Source organism: Morganella sp. BCCO 40_0007 (genome assembly GCF_032989665.1).
In the GTDB taxonomy this organism is placed as follows: Bacteria; Pseudomonadota; Gammaproteobacteria; order Enterobacterales; family Enterobacteriaceae; genus Morganella; species Morganella sibonii.
Map to the genome: position 1 here is coordinate 71,200 of NZ_JAVBIN010000004.1, position 15,984 is coordinate 87,183.

Below are 15,984 nucleotides of genomic sequence, written 5' to 3' on the forward strand. Positions count from 1 at the left end.
TAAAACTATGTTACTCAGTATCCTGTACATTATTGGTATTACCGCTGAAGCCATGACCGGTGCTCTTGCTGCCGGCCGCCGTAAAATGGATGTCTTCGGGGTGATTATTATCGCCTCCGCCACCGCTATCGGCGGCGGGTCTGTCCGCGATATGCTGCTGGGCCATTACCCGCTGGGCTGGGTCAAACACCCTGAATATATTATTACGGTTGCCTGTGCTGCCGTTATCACTATCTGGGTTGCGCCGATGATGAAACATCTGCGCCGCCTTTTCCTGATCCTGGATGCCATCGGTCTGATGGTATTTTCCATTATCGGCGCCCAGATAGCACTCGATATGAATTACGGCCCGATCATTGCCGCCATTGCCGCTGTTATCACCGGTGTTTTCGGTGGTGTGCTGCGCGATATGCTGTGTAACACCATCCCGCTGGTCTTCCAGAAAGAATTATATGCCGGCATCTCCTTTGCCGCCGCCTGGCTCTATATGGGATTACTGTTCTACACACCGCTGCCCCGCGATGCCGTCATTATTATTACCCTGGTGGCTGGTTTGTCATCCCGGTTAATTGCCATCCGCTACCGCCTCGGGTTGCCGGTCTTCAATTACGAAAACCAGGATTAACCGCATCCGCCCCGCCCGGAACCGGACAATACCTGCTCCGGTTCCGGTTATCAGCCCGGTTTGTCTGTTTTTTCCTGCCGGTCCGCACTGTCATGTAATCCCGGATCTGTACGTACATTTTTATTCCGCCGGAGCGGAAAAATGAAATATCCGCCCTCATCTGACCGGAAAAATAAGAAATTTTCAGCAGATAATCACCTGAACGCTGCATGTCGCTGCGCGTGTGTGTATACTATATACGGGGATTTATTCCCCGAGGCTTTTTCAACCCCCAATCAGACAAGACATCAACAATGACCCAAGGTACGTTATATATTGTCTCTGCGCCGAGTGGCGCGGGAAAATCGAGTCTTATTCAGGCATTACTGAAAACGCAGCCTTTATATGACACCCAGGTTTCTGTTTCGCACACCACCCGCGGTGTCCGCCCGGGCGAAGTGCACGGAGAGCACTATTTCTTCACCACTGAAGATGAATTCAAAAGCATGATCGGCCGTAATGAGTTTCTCGAGCATGCCTGTGTTTTCGGTAATTATTACGGCACCGCCCGTAAAACAGTGGAAGATATCCTGAACTCCGGTGTTGATGTTTTTCTTGATATTGACTGGCAGGGAGCCCGCCAGATCCGGGAACAGATGCCGGCAGCACGCAGTATCTTTATTCTGCCGCCGTCCCGCGAAGAATTGCTGCGCCGTCTGCGCGGCCGTGGTCAGGACAGTGACGAAGTCATTGCCGGACGTATGGCACAGGCGGTCAGTGAAATGCAGCACTATGGCGAGTACGATTATCTGATTGTGAACGATGATTTCAATGTCGCACTGACCGATTTGCAGACCATTATCCGTGCGGAACGTCTGCGTTCAGGTCGCCAGGTTCAGCGACATGATGCTTTAATCGCCAAATTATTGGCACAGTGATACAACTTTCAGTATCATGCCGAGTCATTTATTTATCTGTGGAGTAGCACACCTATGGCACGCGTAACAGTCCAGGATGCAGTAGAAAAAATTGGTAACCGTTTTGACCTCGTATTAGTGGCAGCACGCCGTGCGCGTCAGTTACAGGCCGGCGGCAAAGAGCCTCTGGTTCCGGAAGAAAACGATAAAGTCACCGTGATCGCCCTGCGCGAAATCGAAGAAAATCTGATCAACGGCCAGATCCTTGACGCCCGTGAGCGCCAGGAACAACAGGAGCAGGAAGCTGCTGAAATGCAAGCGGTTTCTGCAATCGCCGAAGGACGTCGTTAAGTTAAGGTAGGTCTGCCTTGTACCTGTTTGAAAGCCTGAACCATATTGTTAAGGATTATCTGCCGAAAGAGCAGATTGATCTGTTAAAACAAGCCTATGTCGTTGCGCGGGATGCTCACGAAGGGCAGACCCGTTCCAGTGGCGAACCGTATATTACCCATCCGGTCGCTGTTGCCTGTATCCTGGCCGAGATGCGTCTCGACCTCGAAACACTGATGGCTGCACTGCTGCACGACGTCATAGAAGATACACCTGCCACCTTTCAGGACATCGAACAACTGTTCGGCACGACCGTTGCCGGGCTGGTGGAAGGGGTATCAAAATTAGACAAACTGAACTTCCGCGATAAAAAAGAAGCTCAGGCTGAAAACTTCCGCAAGATGGTAATGGCGATGGTAAAAGACATCCGCGTCATTCTTATCAAGCTGGCAGACCGCACGCACAATATGCGCACGCTCGGGTCTTTGCGTCCCGATAAGCGCCGCCGTATTGCGCGCGAAACCCTTGAAATCTACAGTCCTCTGGCTCACCGTCTTGGTATTCACCATATCAAAACGGAGCTTGAGGAGCTGGGATTCGAAGCCCTTTACCCGAACCGCTACCGCGTTATCAAAGAAGTGGTGAAAGCCGCACGCGGCAACCGTAAAGAGATGATCCAGAAGATTTTATCTGAAATCGAAGGACGTCTGACGGAAGCCGGTATCAGTTGCAAAGTCAGCGGGCGGGAAAAACACCTTTACTCCATCTACCGGAAAATGCACCTGAAAGAGCAGCGATTTCACTCGATCATGGACATTTATGCTTTCCGCGTGATTGTGAGCACCGTCGATACCTGCTACCGCGTACTGGGTCAGGTTCACGGCCTGTACAAACCACGTCCCGGCCGCGTCAAAGATTATATCGCTATCCCGAAAGCCAACGGCTATCAGTCATTACACACCTCCCTTATCGGTCCTCACGGGGTGCCGGTAGAAGTGCAGATCCGTACCGAAGATATGGATCAGATGGCAGAAATGGGGGTCGCGGCACACTGGGCTTATAAAGAGCACGGAGAATCCGGCACCACCGCACAGGTGCGTGCTCACCGCTGGATGCAGAGCCTGATAGAACTTCAGCAAAGCACCGGCAACACCTTTGAATTTATTGAGAGCGTGAAATCCGATCTCTTCCCGGATGAGATTTATGTCTTCACCCCGGAAGGCCGGATTGTTGAGCTGCCGACCGGCTCCACGCCGGTGGATTTCGCCTATGCCGTCCATACGGATATCGGCCACTCCTGTGTCGGTGCGCGTGTTGACCGCCAGCCGTATCCGCTCTCCCAGCAACTGACCAGCGGACAAACCGTTGAGATTATTACCGCGCCGGGCGCAAGACCGAATGCTGCGTGGCTGAACTTTGTTGTCAGCTCAAAAGCCCGGGCAAAAATCCGTCAGCTGCTGAAAAACCTCAAGCGCGATGATTCCGTCAACCTCGGCCGCCGTCTGCTTAACCATGCCCTCGGTAACGGTCGTAAGATCACTGATATCCCCCAGGAAAATATCAGCCGCGAGCTGGTGCGGATGAAACTGGCCACTCTGGATGATCTGCTGGCGGAAATCGGTCTGGGGAATGCCATGAGCGTGGTGGTTGCCCGTAACCTGCTGAATGAACCGGAAAGTAACACCGAAGAGAACACCACCCGCAAACTGCCGATTAAAGGTGCGGACGGGGTGCTTATCACCTTCGCCAAATGCTGCCGTCCGGTACCGGGTGACCCGATTATCGCTCATATCAGTCCGGGTAAAGGTCTGGTTATCCACCATGAATCCTGCCGCAATATCCGCGGATATGAAAAAGAGCCGGAAAAATTCATGGCCGTTGAGTGGGACAGCGACATCGACACGGATTTCATTGCTGAAATCAAAGTGGATATGTTTAACCACCAGGGCGCGCTGGCTAACCTGACTGCCGCAATTAATGATGCCAACTCCAGTATTCAGAGCATGAATACCGAGGAGAAAGATGGCCGCGTTTACTGCGCCTTTATCCGTCTGACCGCAAAAGACCGTATCCAGCTTGCGAATATTATGCGTAAAATCCGCATTATGCCGGATGTCCTGCGCGTCAGCCGCAACCGGAATTAATCACACGGTATGAATTCCCAACGTTATGAGCGCATCTGCCGGATGATGGCGATGCGCCAGCCCGACCTCACTCTGTGTCTTGAGGAAGTGCATAAGCCGCACAATGTCTCCGCCGTGATCCGCAGTGCGGATGCTGTCGGTATCCATGACCTGCATGCCGTCTGGCCGGAGAAAATCAAAACCCTGGTTTCTTCCGCCGCCGGCAGTAACAGTTGGGTGAATGTGCATAACCATGACACACTCGGCGATGCCGTGACACTGCTGAAATCGCAGGGTATGCAAATTCTTGCCACTCATCTGTCTGACAGTGCGGTCGATTTCCGGGCTGTCGATTTTACCCGCCCGACCTGCATTATCATGGGCTCGGAGAAAACCGGCATATCTCAGGAAGCGGTCAGACTGGCGGATCAGCATATTATGATCCCGATGTCCGGCATGGTACAGTCACTGAATGTGTCTGTTGCCGCCGCCGTGATCCTCTATGAGGCACAGCGTCAGCGTGAAGCCGCCGGTCTTTATGAACATCCCAGTTGCGCCCTGGCACAGGATGAACAACAGCGCCTGCTGTTTGAACGCGGCTATCCGGTGCTGGCACAAGTCGCCCGTGAGAAAAAACTGCCCCGTCCGCAGATTGATGAACAGGGTCATATTATTGCGCCGGACAGCTGGTGGGCTGCCATGCAACAGAAGAAACCATCCGCCTGATACGAAACGGAGCAGAAAATGAAAGGTCAACTGCTTGATGCTATCCCACTCACGACTTTGCACGGCGTCGGGGCCGGACAGGCGGGCAAACTGGCCGGTATCGGTCTGCATACCCTTCAGGATCTGCTTTTCCATCTGCCGCTGCGTTATGAAGACCAGACCCGGCTGTATTCCATCACCGATCTGTTACCGGGAATTTATGCCACGGTCAGCGGTGAAGTGCTGCGCACCGATGTGGTCTTTGGCCGCAAACGGATGATGACCTGTCAGATAAGCGACGGCACCGGTATCTTAACCCTGCGTTTCTTTAATTTTTCAGCCGCAATGAAAAATGCACTGGCGGCCGGCAAACAAGTCACGGCCTACGGCGAAATCCGGCGCGGCAAAAATGGCCCGGAAATCTTTCACCCCGAATACAAAGTCCGCCAGAGTGATACTTCCGTTGAATTGCAGGAAACACTCACCCCCATCTACCCGACCACCGAAGGTGTCCGCCAGGCCACGCTCCGCAAACTGCTCGATCAGGCGCTGGAGCTGCTCGATACCTGTGCCATCAATGAATTACTGCCGCCGGAACTGACCCGCTCCATGATGAGTCTGCCGCAGGCGCTGAAAACACTGCACCGGCCACCGGCGGATACACAGCTTGCCGAACTGGAAAGCGGGCAGCATCCGGCACTGAAACGGATTGTGCTGGAAGAACTGCTGGCGCATCACCTCAGTATGCTGGCGGTCAGAGCAGGGGCACAGCGCTACCATGCACTGCCTCTGCCGCCACAGGAGACGCTGAAAAGTCAGTTCCTGGCACAACTGCCCTTCTCTCCGACTAACGCCCAGCAGCGCGTGGTGGCGGAAATAGAGCAGGATCTGGAAAAACCGGTGCCGATGATGCGCCTGATTCAGGGGGATGTCGGTTCCGGGAAAACGCTGGTCGCCGCGCTGGCGGCACTCCGTGCTATCGCACACGGCAAACAGGTCGCACTGATGGCACCGACAGAACTGCTGGCTGAACAACATGCCAATACTTTCCGTCAGTGGCTGGAGCCGCTGGGTATCAGCGTCGGCTGGGTAGCCGGAAAACAGAAAGGCAAGGCACGGCTGGCGCAGGAAGAAGCCATTGCCGCCGGTGATGTGGCGATGGTTATCGGCACGCACGCCATTTTTCAGGAACATATCCGTTTTCATTCCCTGGCGCTGGTGATTATTGATGAGCAGCACCGCTTTGGTGTTCACCAGCGGCTGGCGTTATGGGAAAAAGGCGAACAGCAGGGATTCCATCCGCATCAGCTGATTATGACCGCCACTCCGATCCCGCGCACCCTGGCCATGACCGCCTATGCGGATCTCGACACCTCCGTTATCGATGAACTGCCGCCGGGCAGAACCCCGGTGACCACGGTGGCCATTCCGGACAGCCGCCGCCATGAGATTATTGAACGGGTGCGCAGCGCCTGTCAGGATGAAAAACGCCAGGCCTACTGGGTCTGCACACTGATCGATGAATCTGATTTGCTGGAAGCACAGGCCGCTCAGGTGACGTTTGATGAGCTTTCCGCCACTCTGCCGGACCTGCGGGTCGGGATGGTGCACGGTCGTATGAAACCGGCAGAAAAGCAGGCGGTGATGGCGCAATTTAAGGCCGGAGAGCTGGATCTGCTGGTCGCCACCACAGTTATTGAAGTCGGGGTGGATGTACCGAATGCCAGCCTGATGATCATCGAAAACCCGGAACGGCTGGGCCTGGCGCAACTGCATCAGCTGCGCGGCCGGGTCGGACGCGGCTCTGCGGTCTCCCACTGTGTGCTGCTGTATAAAACCCCGCTGACTCAAACAGCAAAACTGCGTCTTCAGGTACTGCGGGACAGCAACGACGGCTTTGTTATCGCGCAGAAAGACCTCGAAATCCGCGGGCCGGGTGAACTGCTCGGTACACGGCAGACCGGTAATGCGGAATTTAAAGTCGCGGATTTACTGCGCGATCAGGGTATGCTGCCGGAAGTACAGCGTGTGGCACGTCATCTGCACCAGAATTACCCGGAGCAGGCAAAAGCGCTGATCGAGCGCTGGCTGCCGGAACGCACGCAATACACTAACGTATAACGAAAAAAGCCACCCCGGAAGGTGGCTTGCCTGCTTAAGCGTTGTTTGTTACCCGCCCGCAACCGGGAAGATAGGTAATGCCAGGAAGAACGGGATAACCAGTGCGTTAATCAGATCGAGGAAGAACGCCCCCACCATCGGTACCACCAGGAAAGCCACATGGGAAGGACCGAAACGATCTGTCACTGCCTGCATGTTGGCAATCGCGGTTGGTGTGGCCCCCATCCCGAAACCACAGTGACCGGCCGCCAGAACCGCCGCATCATAATTTTTGCCCATCACACGGTAAGTGACGAAGACAGCATACAACGCCATCACGATAGTCTGTACTGCCAGGATTACCAGCATCGGTACCGCCAGAGAGGCAATTTCCCACAGTTTCAGGCTCATCAGTGCCATCGCCAGGAACAGTGACAGACTGACGTTACCCAGTACCGACACCGCCCGCTCAAACACACGGTAAAAGCCCATCAGTGACAGACTGTTGCTCAGGATAACCCCGATAAACAGAACACACACAAATGCCGGGATCTGGAACTTCCACTGCATTGACGTGAAGAAATCCGTCAGAACACCATACAGATACGTTCCCGCCAGTAAACAGATAGCAATCAGTGCAATTGTTTCAAGCAGAACCATTGAAGTGATCATGCGTCCGGCCTGCGGTTTTTCAAACGCGGTCGGTGCTTCATCATCCTGTAATTTCACATCGCTCATGGCCGTTTTTTTGATCAGGAAACGGGCTACCGGACCACCAATCAGGCCGCCGAGCACCAGACCAAAGGTTGCGCAGGCAATCGCGATTTCTGTTGCGGAGCTGAAACCATAGCTGTCGCTGAAAATTTTACCCCATGCAGCCCCGGTACCATGACCACCGGAGAGTGTGATAGAACCGGCCAGCAAACCAATCAGCGGATCAAGCCCCATCATTTTTGCCAGAGAGATACCGACTGAGTTCTGCACAATCAGTAAACCCACAACCGCAATCACAAAGATAAATAACGTTCTGCCGCCCGCCTTAAGGCTGGCTAAGTTGGCGTTTAAGCCGATGGTGGCAAAGAAAGCCAGCATCAGCGGGTCTTTGAGTGAATCATCAAATTTCACTTCCAGATCCATACCGGATTTGAACCCCAATAATACGATCGCAACCAGAAGACCACCGGCCACAGGTTCAGGAATTGTATACTTTTCGAGGAATGGTACAGTTTTTACGAGTTTACGTCCCAGTAATAGGACGAGTGTGGCCGCAACCAGCGTGCCGTAAACGTCGAGTTGATACATTCACGTACCCCTTTTATTGTTGGTATTTGTTACATCAATATCGCGTTAATAACGTCCCTGTTACGCAAAAAGAAAAAGCAGGTATCCGGATTAAAGAAAAAAAAGCGGATAAAGACAAGTTAAAATAAATAAAACTGTGATTATATTCCGCTATAAAAAATAACATCTCATCGGCGCAAACGATTGCTTTTGTGCCCCGGATCATTAAAATACGGTAATTGCTTATCCCGGACCTGTTGATATGAACTCTGCAATTTCTGATAAAACCAGTGTAAATCCCGCAACTAACACAAATAGTGAACTCATCTACCGGCTGGAAGATCGTCCGCCGCTGCCGCAGACGCTCTTTGCCGCCTGTCAGCATCTGCTGGCGATGTTTGTGGCGGTGATTACACCGGGGTTGCTTATCGCCCAGGCGCTCGGCCTTTCCGCCCACGACACCCAGCGGATTATCAGTATGTCACTGTTCGCTTCCGGACTGGCATCACTGCTGCAAATCCGCACCTGGGGGCCGGTCGGTTCCGGGCTGCTTTCTATCCAGGGCACCAGCTTTAACTTTGTGGCCCCGCTGATTATGGGCGGTATGGCGCTGAAAAATAATGGTGTGGATACCGAAGGGATGATGGCTGCACTGTTCGGCACTCTGATGCTGGCGGCCATGACAGAAGTTATCCTCTCCCGTTTTCTGCATCTGGCGCGCCGCATTATCACGCCGCTGGTTTCCGGTGTGGTGGTGATGATTATCGGGCTGTCGCTGATTCAGGTCGGGCTGACCTCCATCGGCGGCGGTTATGGCGCCATGGCGGATAACACCTTCGGCTCTGCTAATAATCTGATCCTCGCCGGTATTGTGCTGGCGGTGATTGTGCTGCTTAACCGCCAGAAAAACCCGTATCTGCGTGTCGCCTCTCTGGTGCTGGCGATGACAGCAGGCTATCTTGCTGCCTGGTGGATGGGTATGCTGCCGGATAACCATGCGGAAATCCCGGAGGAAGTGGTGGTGATCCCGGCCCCGCTCTATTACGGCTTATCCATCGACTGGAACCTGCTGCTGCCGCTGATCCTGATCTTTATGGTGACCTCGCTGGAAACCATCGGTGATATCACCGCGACGTCCGACGTCTCCGAACAACCGGTATCCGGCCCGCTCTACATGAAGCGCCTGAAAGGCGGTGTGCTGGCAAACGGACTGAACTCCGCCCTGTCTGCGGTCTTTAATACCTTTCCGAACTCCTGTTTCGGGCAGAATAACGGGGTGATCCAGCTGACCGGCGTTGCCAGCCGCTATGTCGGTTATGTTGTGTCGCTGATGCTGATCATACTGGGGCTGTTCCCGGCCGTCGCCGGATTTGTACAGCACATTCCGGAACCGGTACTCGGCGGAGCCACCATTGTCATGTTCGGTACGATTGCGGCATCCGGTGTGCGGATTGTCTCACGCGAAACCCTGAACCGCCGGGCGATTATGATTATCTCGCTGTCACTGGCTGTCGGCATGGGTGTTTCCCAGCAGCCGCTGATCCTGCAATTTGCACCGGACTGGCTGAAAACCCTGCTCTCTTCCGGAATTGCGGCGGGCGGCCTGACCGCGATTGCCCTGAATCTGATTTTTCCGCCGGAGAAATAATCATCTGTTTAACCGCGTGACCGGAAACGGTCACGCGTGCTGCTCTGTGCGGAAAAACCGCGATAATCCTTGTCACCGTAAAGAGCCTCACGCTAGTATGCCCTCAGGATTATCTCTCGGGAGCGCATTATGAAATGGTTGGGACGGGCTGTTTTCTGGCTGATAACACTGGTCATTATTCTTATCGTTGCCACTGCCCTTGTGGTGCAGACATCATGGGGCACAAAACAGATTTCAGCCCTTATCAGTGACAATACACGCTACAAGGTGTCACTTTCTGCGATAAGTCACTCGCTCTCCTCCCCTTCCCTTATTTCACTCAGTGATATCAGTATCAGCACAGTATCGGGGGATTTTGCCCTGGAAGCAGCCAATGTTGAGCTGACGCTGGACTGGCGCAGTTTCTCTGAACCCGGCTGGTTTGCCCGCATTATTGTGCAGAAAGGGGATATCGAAATTTCTGATGCTGCTGACAGCGGCACTCTGCCGGTCAGTGCCGGGCTGTTACAGCTCAATCAGACAAATGTCCGCCGCACCGACGGCAACCGCAGTATTGATGCAGAGGGCGTCACCGGAGGTATCACCCCGTGGCAGCCGCAGGGTAGTGACCTGACCGGTAACGGCAAATATCAGTTTTCCGCTAACGGCCTGAATTACTACGGCCTGCCGCTGAAAAATATCCTGACGCAGGGTGAGGTCAGCGGAAAACAATTCACGTTTGATAACCTGACCGCCACCCTGGAAAACGGGCTGATCACTGCGACCGGCCGCCGCAGCGCCGAAGGTCAGTGGCAGCTTGATACTCTGCTGCTCAATGACATACGCTGGCAGACACCTCAGTCTCTGACACAATTGGCAGACAGTACAGAAAGTCTGCCGGATATTCAGGCCAAAAATATCACTGCCACCAATATTAAACTTGAAGGCCATCAGTGGGCGGTAAACTATCTGGAAGGCACGATCAAAAATCTGGCCTTTAAACAGGGACGCTGGCAGACGGACAACGGACAGGCAGATATCGCCGCAGCGGATCTGACACTCAGCGGGCAGCATTTTTCTGACATTATCAGCACGCTGGAACTGCGCGGCGATCAGATTGACGTCAACCGCCTGACCGGCCGCTATGACAAGAGTATTCTGCGTTTTACCGGGAACTGGAACCGCGCCACCCGGACACTCGATATCACCAGCGGTGTTACCGACAATCTGCTGTACAGCTTCCCGGAACAGTGGTTCTCTGCATTGCAGGAAGCGGCCCCGCAGGGGATTGATACTATCCGCTTACAGGATATAAAAGTCTCCAATGCCCTGCTGATTGATACACAAGCGATTTTCCCGTTCCAGCTCACCAATGTGAACGGCTACATCAAAACGATGCAGATCCTGAAATCCGGCCAGTGGGGACTATGGGACGGCGAACTGTCGGTCAGTGCGGGCAATGCCACCTTTAACCGCGTCGAACTGCACCGTCCGTATCTGACACTGACCGCCGGGGCGGACAGTGCGGCAACCACACAATTTGCGGCTTCCGCCGGAGAGGGACTGCTGAAAATGCAGTTTCAGGTCACCCCGTCCGGTACTGCGCCTTTCCGTTTCGCATTACAGGCTACCGGAGCTGACAGCCAGATCCTGTCACAATGGGGCTGGCAGCCTGCTCCGCTCTCCGGCAGTGCCAATTACACACTGCACCTGAACGGACAACTGCGGACAGAAGATATCCGCAGTACACTGAGCGGTATGCTCTCCGGACAGGATAAACAGGGGAATCAGATAAACCGGGCTATCACGCAGGGGCAGATGGATAACGCCCCGGTATCCGCAGAGCCGGTGCCTTCTGCCCCGCCTGCACAGCGGGTGATCCCGGATAACAGCGAAACCGGGGAAATTTAGCAGCACCTGCTGATACAGAAACAGCGCCGTAAGGCGCTGTTTTTCTTTATCGGTAACATGGCGGGTTATGTACCGTGATGATAACAGGCAAGCAAACGAAAAGCGTAAGCGCCATGGATGGCGCGATCCGAGCGCACAGGGATGTGTTTACAGCGTCTTTTCGTTTTGCCTGTTATCAGAGCATCCCGGATCTGACAAATTCGATCAACAGCGTCGTAAGACGCTGTTTTATCCGTTACTCCGCACTGTGTTTCTGTCCGGGCAACACCATATAAGTGCCGGTAAAGACCGCCCCGACCTCATCGCCCTGTCCGACGGTCACTTCCAGCTTAATCCGCGCCTTACTGCCGCGCGCCAGGCGATCCAGGTCACCGCTGAGTTTATCGCGGGAAGCAATCGCCTCCGGCCGGCCTGCCACTGCTTTGCGGTAACGGATGTTGGCATCCACCAGCACGATATCGCCGTCCAGTGAATTTTCCTGTAACAGCAGCCAGATAAGTCCCCAGCCGGTCAGTGTCGCCATAGAAAACTGGCTGCCTGCAAAAATTGTCTGATGCAGATTCTGATTCGGGCCTTCCGGCATGGTGGTCATAAATTTCTGACCGGTATACTGCGTAATACGAATCCCCATCTTTTCACTCAGGGGGATGGTTTCATACCATGCTTTCTGTAACTCAGCACACCAGTCGGGGCGATGCAGAATCGCATCGAGGGTTTCAACGGATTTAATCATAAAAAAATGACGAACAGGCGTCGTTTGCGGGCCTGTAATCGGTCCTCTGTTTTCAAAACCTGATTTTTCAAAAAATGCGACCGCTTCCTCACGGGCACTGCACACAATCCGCTTCACACCCTCCTGACGGGCCACTGACTCCAGTGCGCGTGCAATCAGTGTTCCGAACCCGCGTCCCTGCATCTGCGGATCAACAGCCAGAAAGCGGATCGCGCCTTCATTTTCTGCATTGATATACAAACGGCCGACAGCCACAGGCTGCCCGGTTTCATCCACCACCATCTGATGATGTGCATAGGTATCATAGCCGTCCTTTTCCGACCCCTGCGGCTGATTCAGCGGTTTGCGCAGCATCGCCCAGCGGAAATGAAAATAGCTTTCCAGCTCCTGATCGGTTTTGGGTACCCGTAAATGATACATTGCACTTTCTCCTGTCAGTGGTAACCGGTGACCGGCCTGAGACTGTTGTATCATACCTGCAGCCAGAAAGTGACCGGACCATCGTTTGTCAGACTGACCTGCATGTCTGCCGCAAACCGGCCTGTTTCCGTCACCATTCCTGCTGCCCGGCACTGTGCCACAAAGTGCTCATATAAGGCATTGGCTTTTTCCGGTGCCGCGCCGTTTGAAAATCCCGGGCGCATTCCTTTTTGTGTTTCTGCTGCTAACGTAAATTGTGACACCACCAGCAGCTGACCGCCGGACTGCGCCACATTCAGGTTCATTTTTCCGTCCGCATCACTGAAAATGCGGTAACCCATCACTTTCTCACTGAGGCGTTTCGATTTCTGTTCGTCATCATCCCGCTCAACACCCAGCAGAACCAGTAATCCGGGACCGATTTCACCGGCAACTTCCCCGGCGATCCGGACATCCGCGCGGGTCACACGCTGTATTAATGCAATCATGTCATATCCGTTTAAAAAACAATCAAATCTGAATTATTCAGTCACTTCTGCGGAAAAATCATATTCTGCAAAATAACGGGAGACAGTATCGCGATCAGTAACAAACACGCCTTTGATACCGAGTTCCGTTGCCGCATCCACGTTCTCACGGACATCATCGAAGAACACGACGTCCTGCGGTTCAAACTCTTCGGTTTCAAGCACATACTGATAAATATCCGGGTCCGGCTTGCGCAGCCCCAGATCCTGGGAAAGATACAGAAAATCGGCGGAAGCGGCGATTTCCGGATAGTGCTGCGGCCAGTAATCCTGATGCAGACGATTGGTGTTAGAGAGTACCACCACGCGGTGCCCCTGCTCACGCAGCCTGTTCATGATATCAATCACTTCAGGGCGGACAGAGATAAAGATAGCCTGCCAGCCTTCGGCAAACTCATCGAAACTCAGCGACATTCCCAGCTCATCATTAATGGCTTCGGCAAATTCAACATCGGAAATTTTGCCGCATTCATGCTGTTTAAAGGTTTCGCCGTGAATAAAATCACTGCTCAGTTCAGACAGCGGCTTGCCGCTCAGATTACTCCAGACTGATAAAACACGTTTAAAATCAATATCAATAATGACATTACCCATGTCAAAGATATAAAGCATACCATCCCTCCGGGTTGATGAATTATTTTTACTCTACCCGCAGACTCTCTTCCTGAACAGAGTGAAAACCGTTTTCGGTGAGAAAAAATATCCGGGACTGCGATCGCCGCCCATATTTCAGTGCAGTTATCAGTCTGTGACCGGTATGTAACGGCAGACAGAAAAAGCTCAGGGCGCCCGGAGGCGCCCTGAGTGGCATGAATCAAAACAACCGGCAGAGATTAATCTTTGCTGCGGTGTGCGCGTTTGCGGTCGTTTTCAGTCAGGTGGCGTTTACGCAGACGGATAGACTTCGGCGTAACTTCCACTAATTCGTCGTCATCGATAAATTCTAACGCCTGTTCCAGGGTTTTCTCGATAAACGGAGTCAGTGTGGTCGCTTCATCTGTACCGGACGCACGCATGTTGGTCAGTTTCTTACCGGTCAGGCAGTTAACTGTCAGGTCGTTTGAACGTGAGTGAATACCGATCAGCTGGCCTTCATACACTTCAGTACCGTGACCGACAAACAGCTTACCGCGATCCTGCAGGCTGTACAGTGCATAAGCAACTGCTTTACCCTGGCCGTTGGAAATCATCACACCGTTCTGACGGCGGCCGATTTCACCCTGTTTAACATCATCATAGTGACTGAATGTGGCATACAGTAAACCGGTACCGGAAGTCATGGTCATGAATTCAGTACGGAAACCGATCAGACCACGGCTCGGGATGCTGTAATCCAGGCGTACGCGGCCTTTACCATCCGGCATCATGTTACTCAGTTCGCCTTTACGCTCACCGAGTGCGCGCATAACGTCACCCTGATGCTGCTCTTCGATATCCAGAGTCACCTGCTCGAACGGCTCTTGTTTACGGCCATCGATAGTACGGAAGATAACGCGCGGACGGGATACCGCCAGCTCAAAACCTTCACGGCGCATGTTTTCGATCAGAACAGATAAGTGCAGCTCACCACGGCCTGATACACGGAATGCATCCGGGTCTTCAGTTTCTTCAACACGCAGTGCCACGTTGTGAACCAGTTCTTTCTTCAGGCGGTCAAGGATCTGACGGGAAGTCACGTATTTCCCTTCTTTTCCGCAGAACGGAGAGGTGTTAACGCAGAAATACATGCTGACGGTTGGTTCATCAACGGCCAGTGGTGTTAATGCTTCAACACAACCGGTGTCACAGATAGTATCGGAGATATTCAGTTCGCCCAGACCGGTCAGTGCGATGATATCACCGGCTTCCGCGATTTCAGATTCGATACGATCCAGACCTAAATGGCTCAGCACTTTACCGATTTTAGCGTTACGGGTTTTACCTTCCGCATCAATAATAGTTACCTGCTGGTTTGGTTTGACTTTACCGCGCTTGATGCGGCCAATCCCGATAACACCTAAATAGTTGTTGTAATCGAGCTGGGAGATCTGCATCTGGAACGGGCCGTCGAGGTCAACCTGAGGCGGCTCAACATATTTCACGATCGCTTCGTACAGCGGGGTCATGTCATCCGCCATATCGTTATAATCGGTACCCGCGATACCATTCAGCGCAGATGCGTAAATGATCGGGAAGTCGAGCTGCTCGTCGGTTGCGCCGAGGTTGTCAAACAGGTCAAACACCTGGTCGATAACCCAGTCAGGACGTGCACCCGGACGGTCAATTTTGTTGATAACAACGATTGGTTTCAGGCCGTTTGCAAACGCTTTCTGCGTTACAAAGCGGGTCTGCGGCATAGGACCGTCCATCGCATCCACCAGCAGCAGTACGCTGTCAACCATGGACATCACACGTTCTACTTCACCACCGAAATCGGCGTGCCCCGGGGTGTCAACGATGTTGATGTGATAGTCGTTCCACGTAATCGCGGTATTTTTTGCCAGAATAGTAATGCCGCGCTCTCTTTCCAGATCGCCGGAGTCCATTACACGCTCTTCCGGTTTTGAACGCTCATCAAACGTACCGGACTGCTGTAATAATTTATCGACCAGCGTGGTCTTGCCATGGTCAACGTGAGCGATGATGGCAATATTTCTTAATTTCTCGATAGACAAAGACTTGTACCGTTTTCGTTAATGGATGGGAATTACGTCACAGATAGCATTC

The 15,984-nt window shown here is 53.2% G+C and carries 13 protein-coding genes; 8 read left to right on the top strand and 5 right to left on the bottom strand.

Going from position 1 to position 15,984, the window contains the following annotated elements; all coding sequences use genetic code 11:
* The first annotated feature begins 7 nt into the window (after nucleotides 1–7).
* From R5268_RS06115 to recG, 6 genes are all read left to right on the top strand, one after another.
* Nucleotides 8–625, top strand: coding sequence for a trimeric intracellular cation channel family protein (locus tag R5268_RS06115; RefSeq protein ID WP_046891899.1), 618 nt, complete (start codon nucleotides 8–10; stop codon nucleotides 623–625).
* A 293-nt stretch (nucleotides 626–918) separates the two neighbouring features.
* Complete coding sequence (gene gmk / locus R5268_RS06120; RefSeq protein ID WP_046891898.1) at nucleotides 919–1,542, top strand: guanylate kinase; 624 nt, start codon at nucleotides 919–921, stop codon at nucleotides 1,540–1,542.
* A 54-nt stretch (nucleotides 1,543–1,596) separates the two neighbouring features.
* On the top strand, nucleotides 1,597–1,872 hold the full coding sequence (rpoZ, locus tag R5268_RS06125) for a DNA-directed RNA polymerase subunit omega (RefSeq protein WP_004236565.1): 276 nt from the start codon (nucleotides 1,597–1,599) through the stop codon (nucleotides 1,870–1,872).
* A gap of 17 nt (nucleotides 1,873–1,889) precedes the next feature.
* The gene (gene spoT / locus R5268_RS06130) at nucleotides 1,890–3,995 is read left to right on the top strand and encodes a bifunctional GTP diphosphokinase/guanosine-3',5'-bis pyrophosphate 3'-pyrophosphohydrolase (protein WP_182105814.1); all 2,106 of its coding nucleotides are present in this window, start codon (nucleotides 1,890–1,892) and stop codon (nucleotides 3,993–3,995) included.
* A gap of 9 nt (nucleotides 3,996–4,004) precedes the next feature.
* On the top strand, nucleotides 4,005–4,700 hold the full coding sequence (trmH, locus tag R5268_RS06135; protein WP_046891896.1) for a tRNA (guanosine(18)-2'-O)-methyltransferase TrmH: 696 nt from the start codon (nucleotides 4,005–4,007) through the stop codon (nucleotides 4,698–4,700).
* Between the two features lie 18 nt (nucleotides 4,701–4,718).
* Nucleotides 4,719–6,800, top strand: a complete 2,082-nt coding sequence (gene recG, locus R5268_RS06140; protein WP_317419013.1) for an ATP-dependent DNA helicase RecG — start codon at nucleotides 4,719–4,721, stop codon at nucleotides 6,798–6,800.
* A 48-nt stretch (nucleotides 6,801–6,848) separates the two neighbouring features.
* On the opposite strand, the gene gltS is transcribed toward recG, so the two are convergent.
* Complete coding sequence (gene gltS, locus R5268_RS06145) at nucleotides 6,849–8,081, bottom strand: sodium/glutamate symporter (RefSeq protein ID WP_046891894.1); 1,233 nt, start codon at nucleotides 8,079–8,081, stop codon at nucleotides 6,849–6,851.
* A gap of 241 nt (nucleotides 8,082–8,322) precedes the next feature.
* Between gltS and R5268_RS06150 the strand changes: the two genes are divergently transcribed.
* Nucleotides 8,323–9,708, top strand: coding sequence for a uracil-xanthine permease family protein (locus R5268_RS06150; RefSeq protein WP_317419012.1), 1,386 nt, complete (start codon nucleotides 8,323–8,325; stop codon nucleotides 9,706–9,708).
* 129 nt (nucleotides 9,709–9,837) lie between these two features.
* Nucleotides 9,838–11,598, top strand: coding sequence for a hypothetical protein (locus R5268_RS06155; RefSeq protein WP_317419011.1), 1,761 nt, complete (start codon nucleotides 9,838–9,840; stop codon nucleotides 11,596–11,598).
* A 235-nt stretch (nucleotides 11,599–11,833) separates the two neighbouring features.
* Here R5268_RS06155 and fabY read toward each other — a convergent pair whose 3' ends face one another.
* The 4 genes from fabY to typA all read right to left on the bottom strand — a co-directional run bounded on the left by fabY (nucleotide 11,834) and on the right by typA (nucleotide 15,932).
* Nucleotides 11,834–12,751 carry a fatty acid biosynthesis protein FabY gene (gene fabY, locus R5268_RS06160; RefSeq protein ID WP_046891891.1) on the bottom strand — a complete coding sequence of 306 codons (918 nt, stop codon included), beginning with the start codon at nucleotides 12,749–12,751 and terminating at the stop codon, nucleotides 11,834–11,836.
* 50 nt (nucleotides 12,752–12,801) lie between these two features.
* Nucleotides 12,802–13,239 (bottom strand): D-aminoacyl-tRNA deacylase, encoded by a 438-nt coding sequence (gene dtd / locus R5268_RS06165; protein ID WP_032098009.1) that lies wholly within the window; start codon nucleotides 13,237–13,239, stop codon nucleotides 12,802–12,804.
* A 33-nt stretch (nucleotides 13,240–13,272) separates the two neighbouring features.
* Complete coding sequence (gene yihX / locus R5268_RS06170) at nucleotides 13,273–13,890, bottom strand: glucose-1-phosphatase (RefSeq protein WP_107679902.1); 618 nt, start codon at nucleotides 13,888–13,890, stop codon at nucleotides 13,273–13,275.
* 221 nt (nucleotides 13,891–14,111) lie between these two features.
* A complete protein-coding gene (typA, locus tag R5268_RS06175) occupies nucleotides 14,112–15,932 on the bottom strand; it encodes a ribosome-dependent GTPase TypA (protein ID WP_107679901.1) in 1,821 nt (606 codons plus the stop codon).
* Nucleotides 15,933–15,984 lie beyond the last annotated feature (52 nt).

Excerpts from the sequence above, each read along its gene's own strand:
- R5268_RS06115 (WP_046891899.1), top strand. The coding sequence starts at position 8 with ATGTTACTCAGTATCCTGTACATTATTGGTATTACCGCTGAAGCCATG.
- gmk (WP_046891898.1), top strand. The coding sequence starts at position 919 with ATGACCCAAGGTACGTTATATATTGTCTCTGCGCCGAGTGGCGCGGGA.
- rpoZ (WP_004236565.1), top strand. The coding sequence starts at position 1,597 with ATGGCACGCGTAACAGTCCAGGATGCAGTAGAAAAAATTGGTAACCGT.
- trmH (WP_046891896.1), top strand. The coding sequence starts at position 4,005 with ATGAATTCCCAACGTTATGAGCGCATCTGCCGGATGATGGCGATGCGC.
- recG (WP_317419013.1), top strand. The coding sequence starts at position 4,719 with ATGAAAGGTCAACTGCTTGATGCTATCCCACTCACGACTTTGCACGGC.
- gltS (WP_046891894.1), bottom strand. The coding sequence starts at position 8,081 with ATGTATCAACTCGACGTTTACGGCACGCTGGTTGCGGCCACACTCGTC.
- R5268_RS06150 (WP_317419012.1), top strand. The coding sequence starts at position 8,323 with ATGAACTCTGCAATTTCTGATAAAACCAGTGTAAATCCCGCAACTAAC.
- R5268_RS06155 (WP_317419011.1), top strand. The coding sequence starts at position 9,838 with ATGAAATGGTTGGGACGGGCTGTTTTCTGGCTGATAACACTGGTCATT.
- fabY (WP_046891891.1), bottom strand. The coding sequence starts at position 12,751 with ATGTATCATTTACGGGTACCCAAAACCGATCAGGAGCTGGAAAGCTAT.
- dtd (WP_032098009.1), bottom strand. The coding sequence starts at position 13,239 with ATGATTGCATTAATACAGCGTGTGACCCGCGCGGATGTCCGGATCGCC.
- yihX (WP_107679902.1), bottom strand. The coding sequence starts at position 13,890 with ATGCTTTATATCTTTGACATGGGTAATGTCATTATTGATATTGATTTT.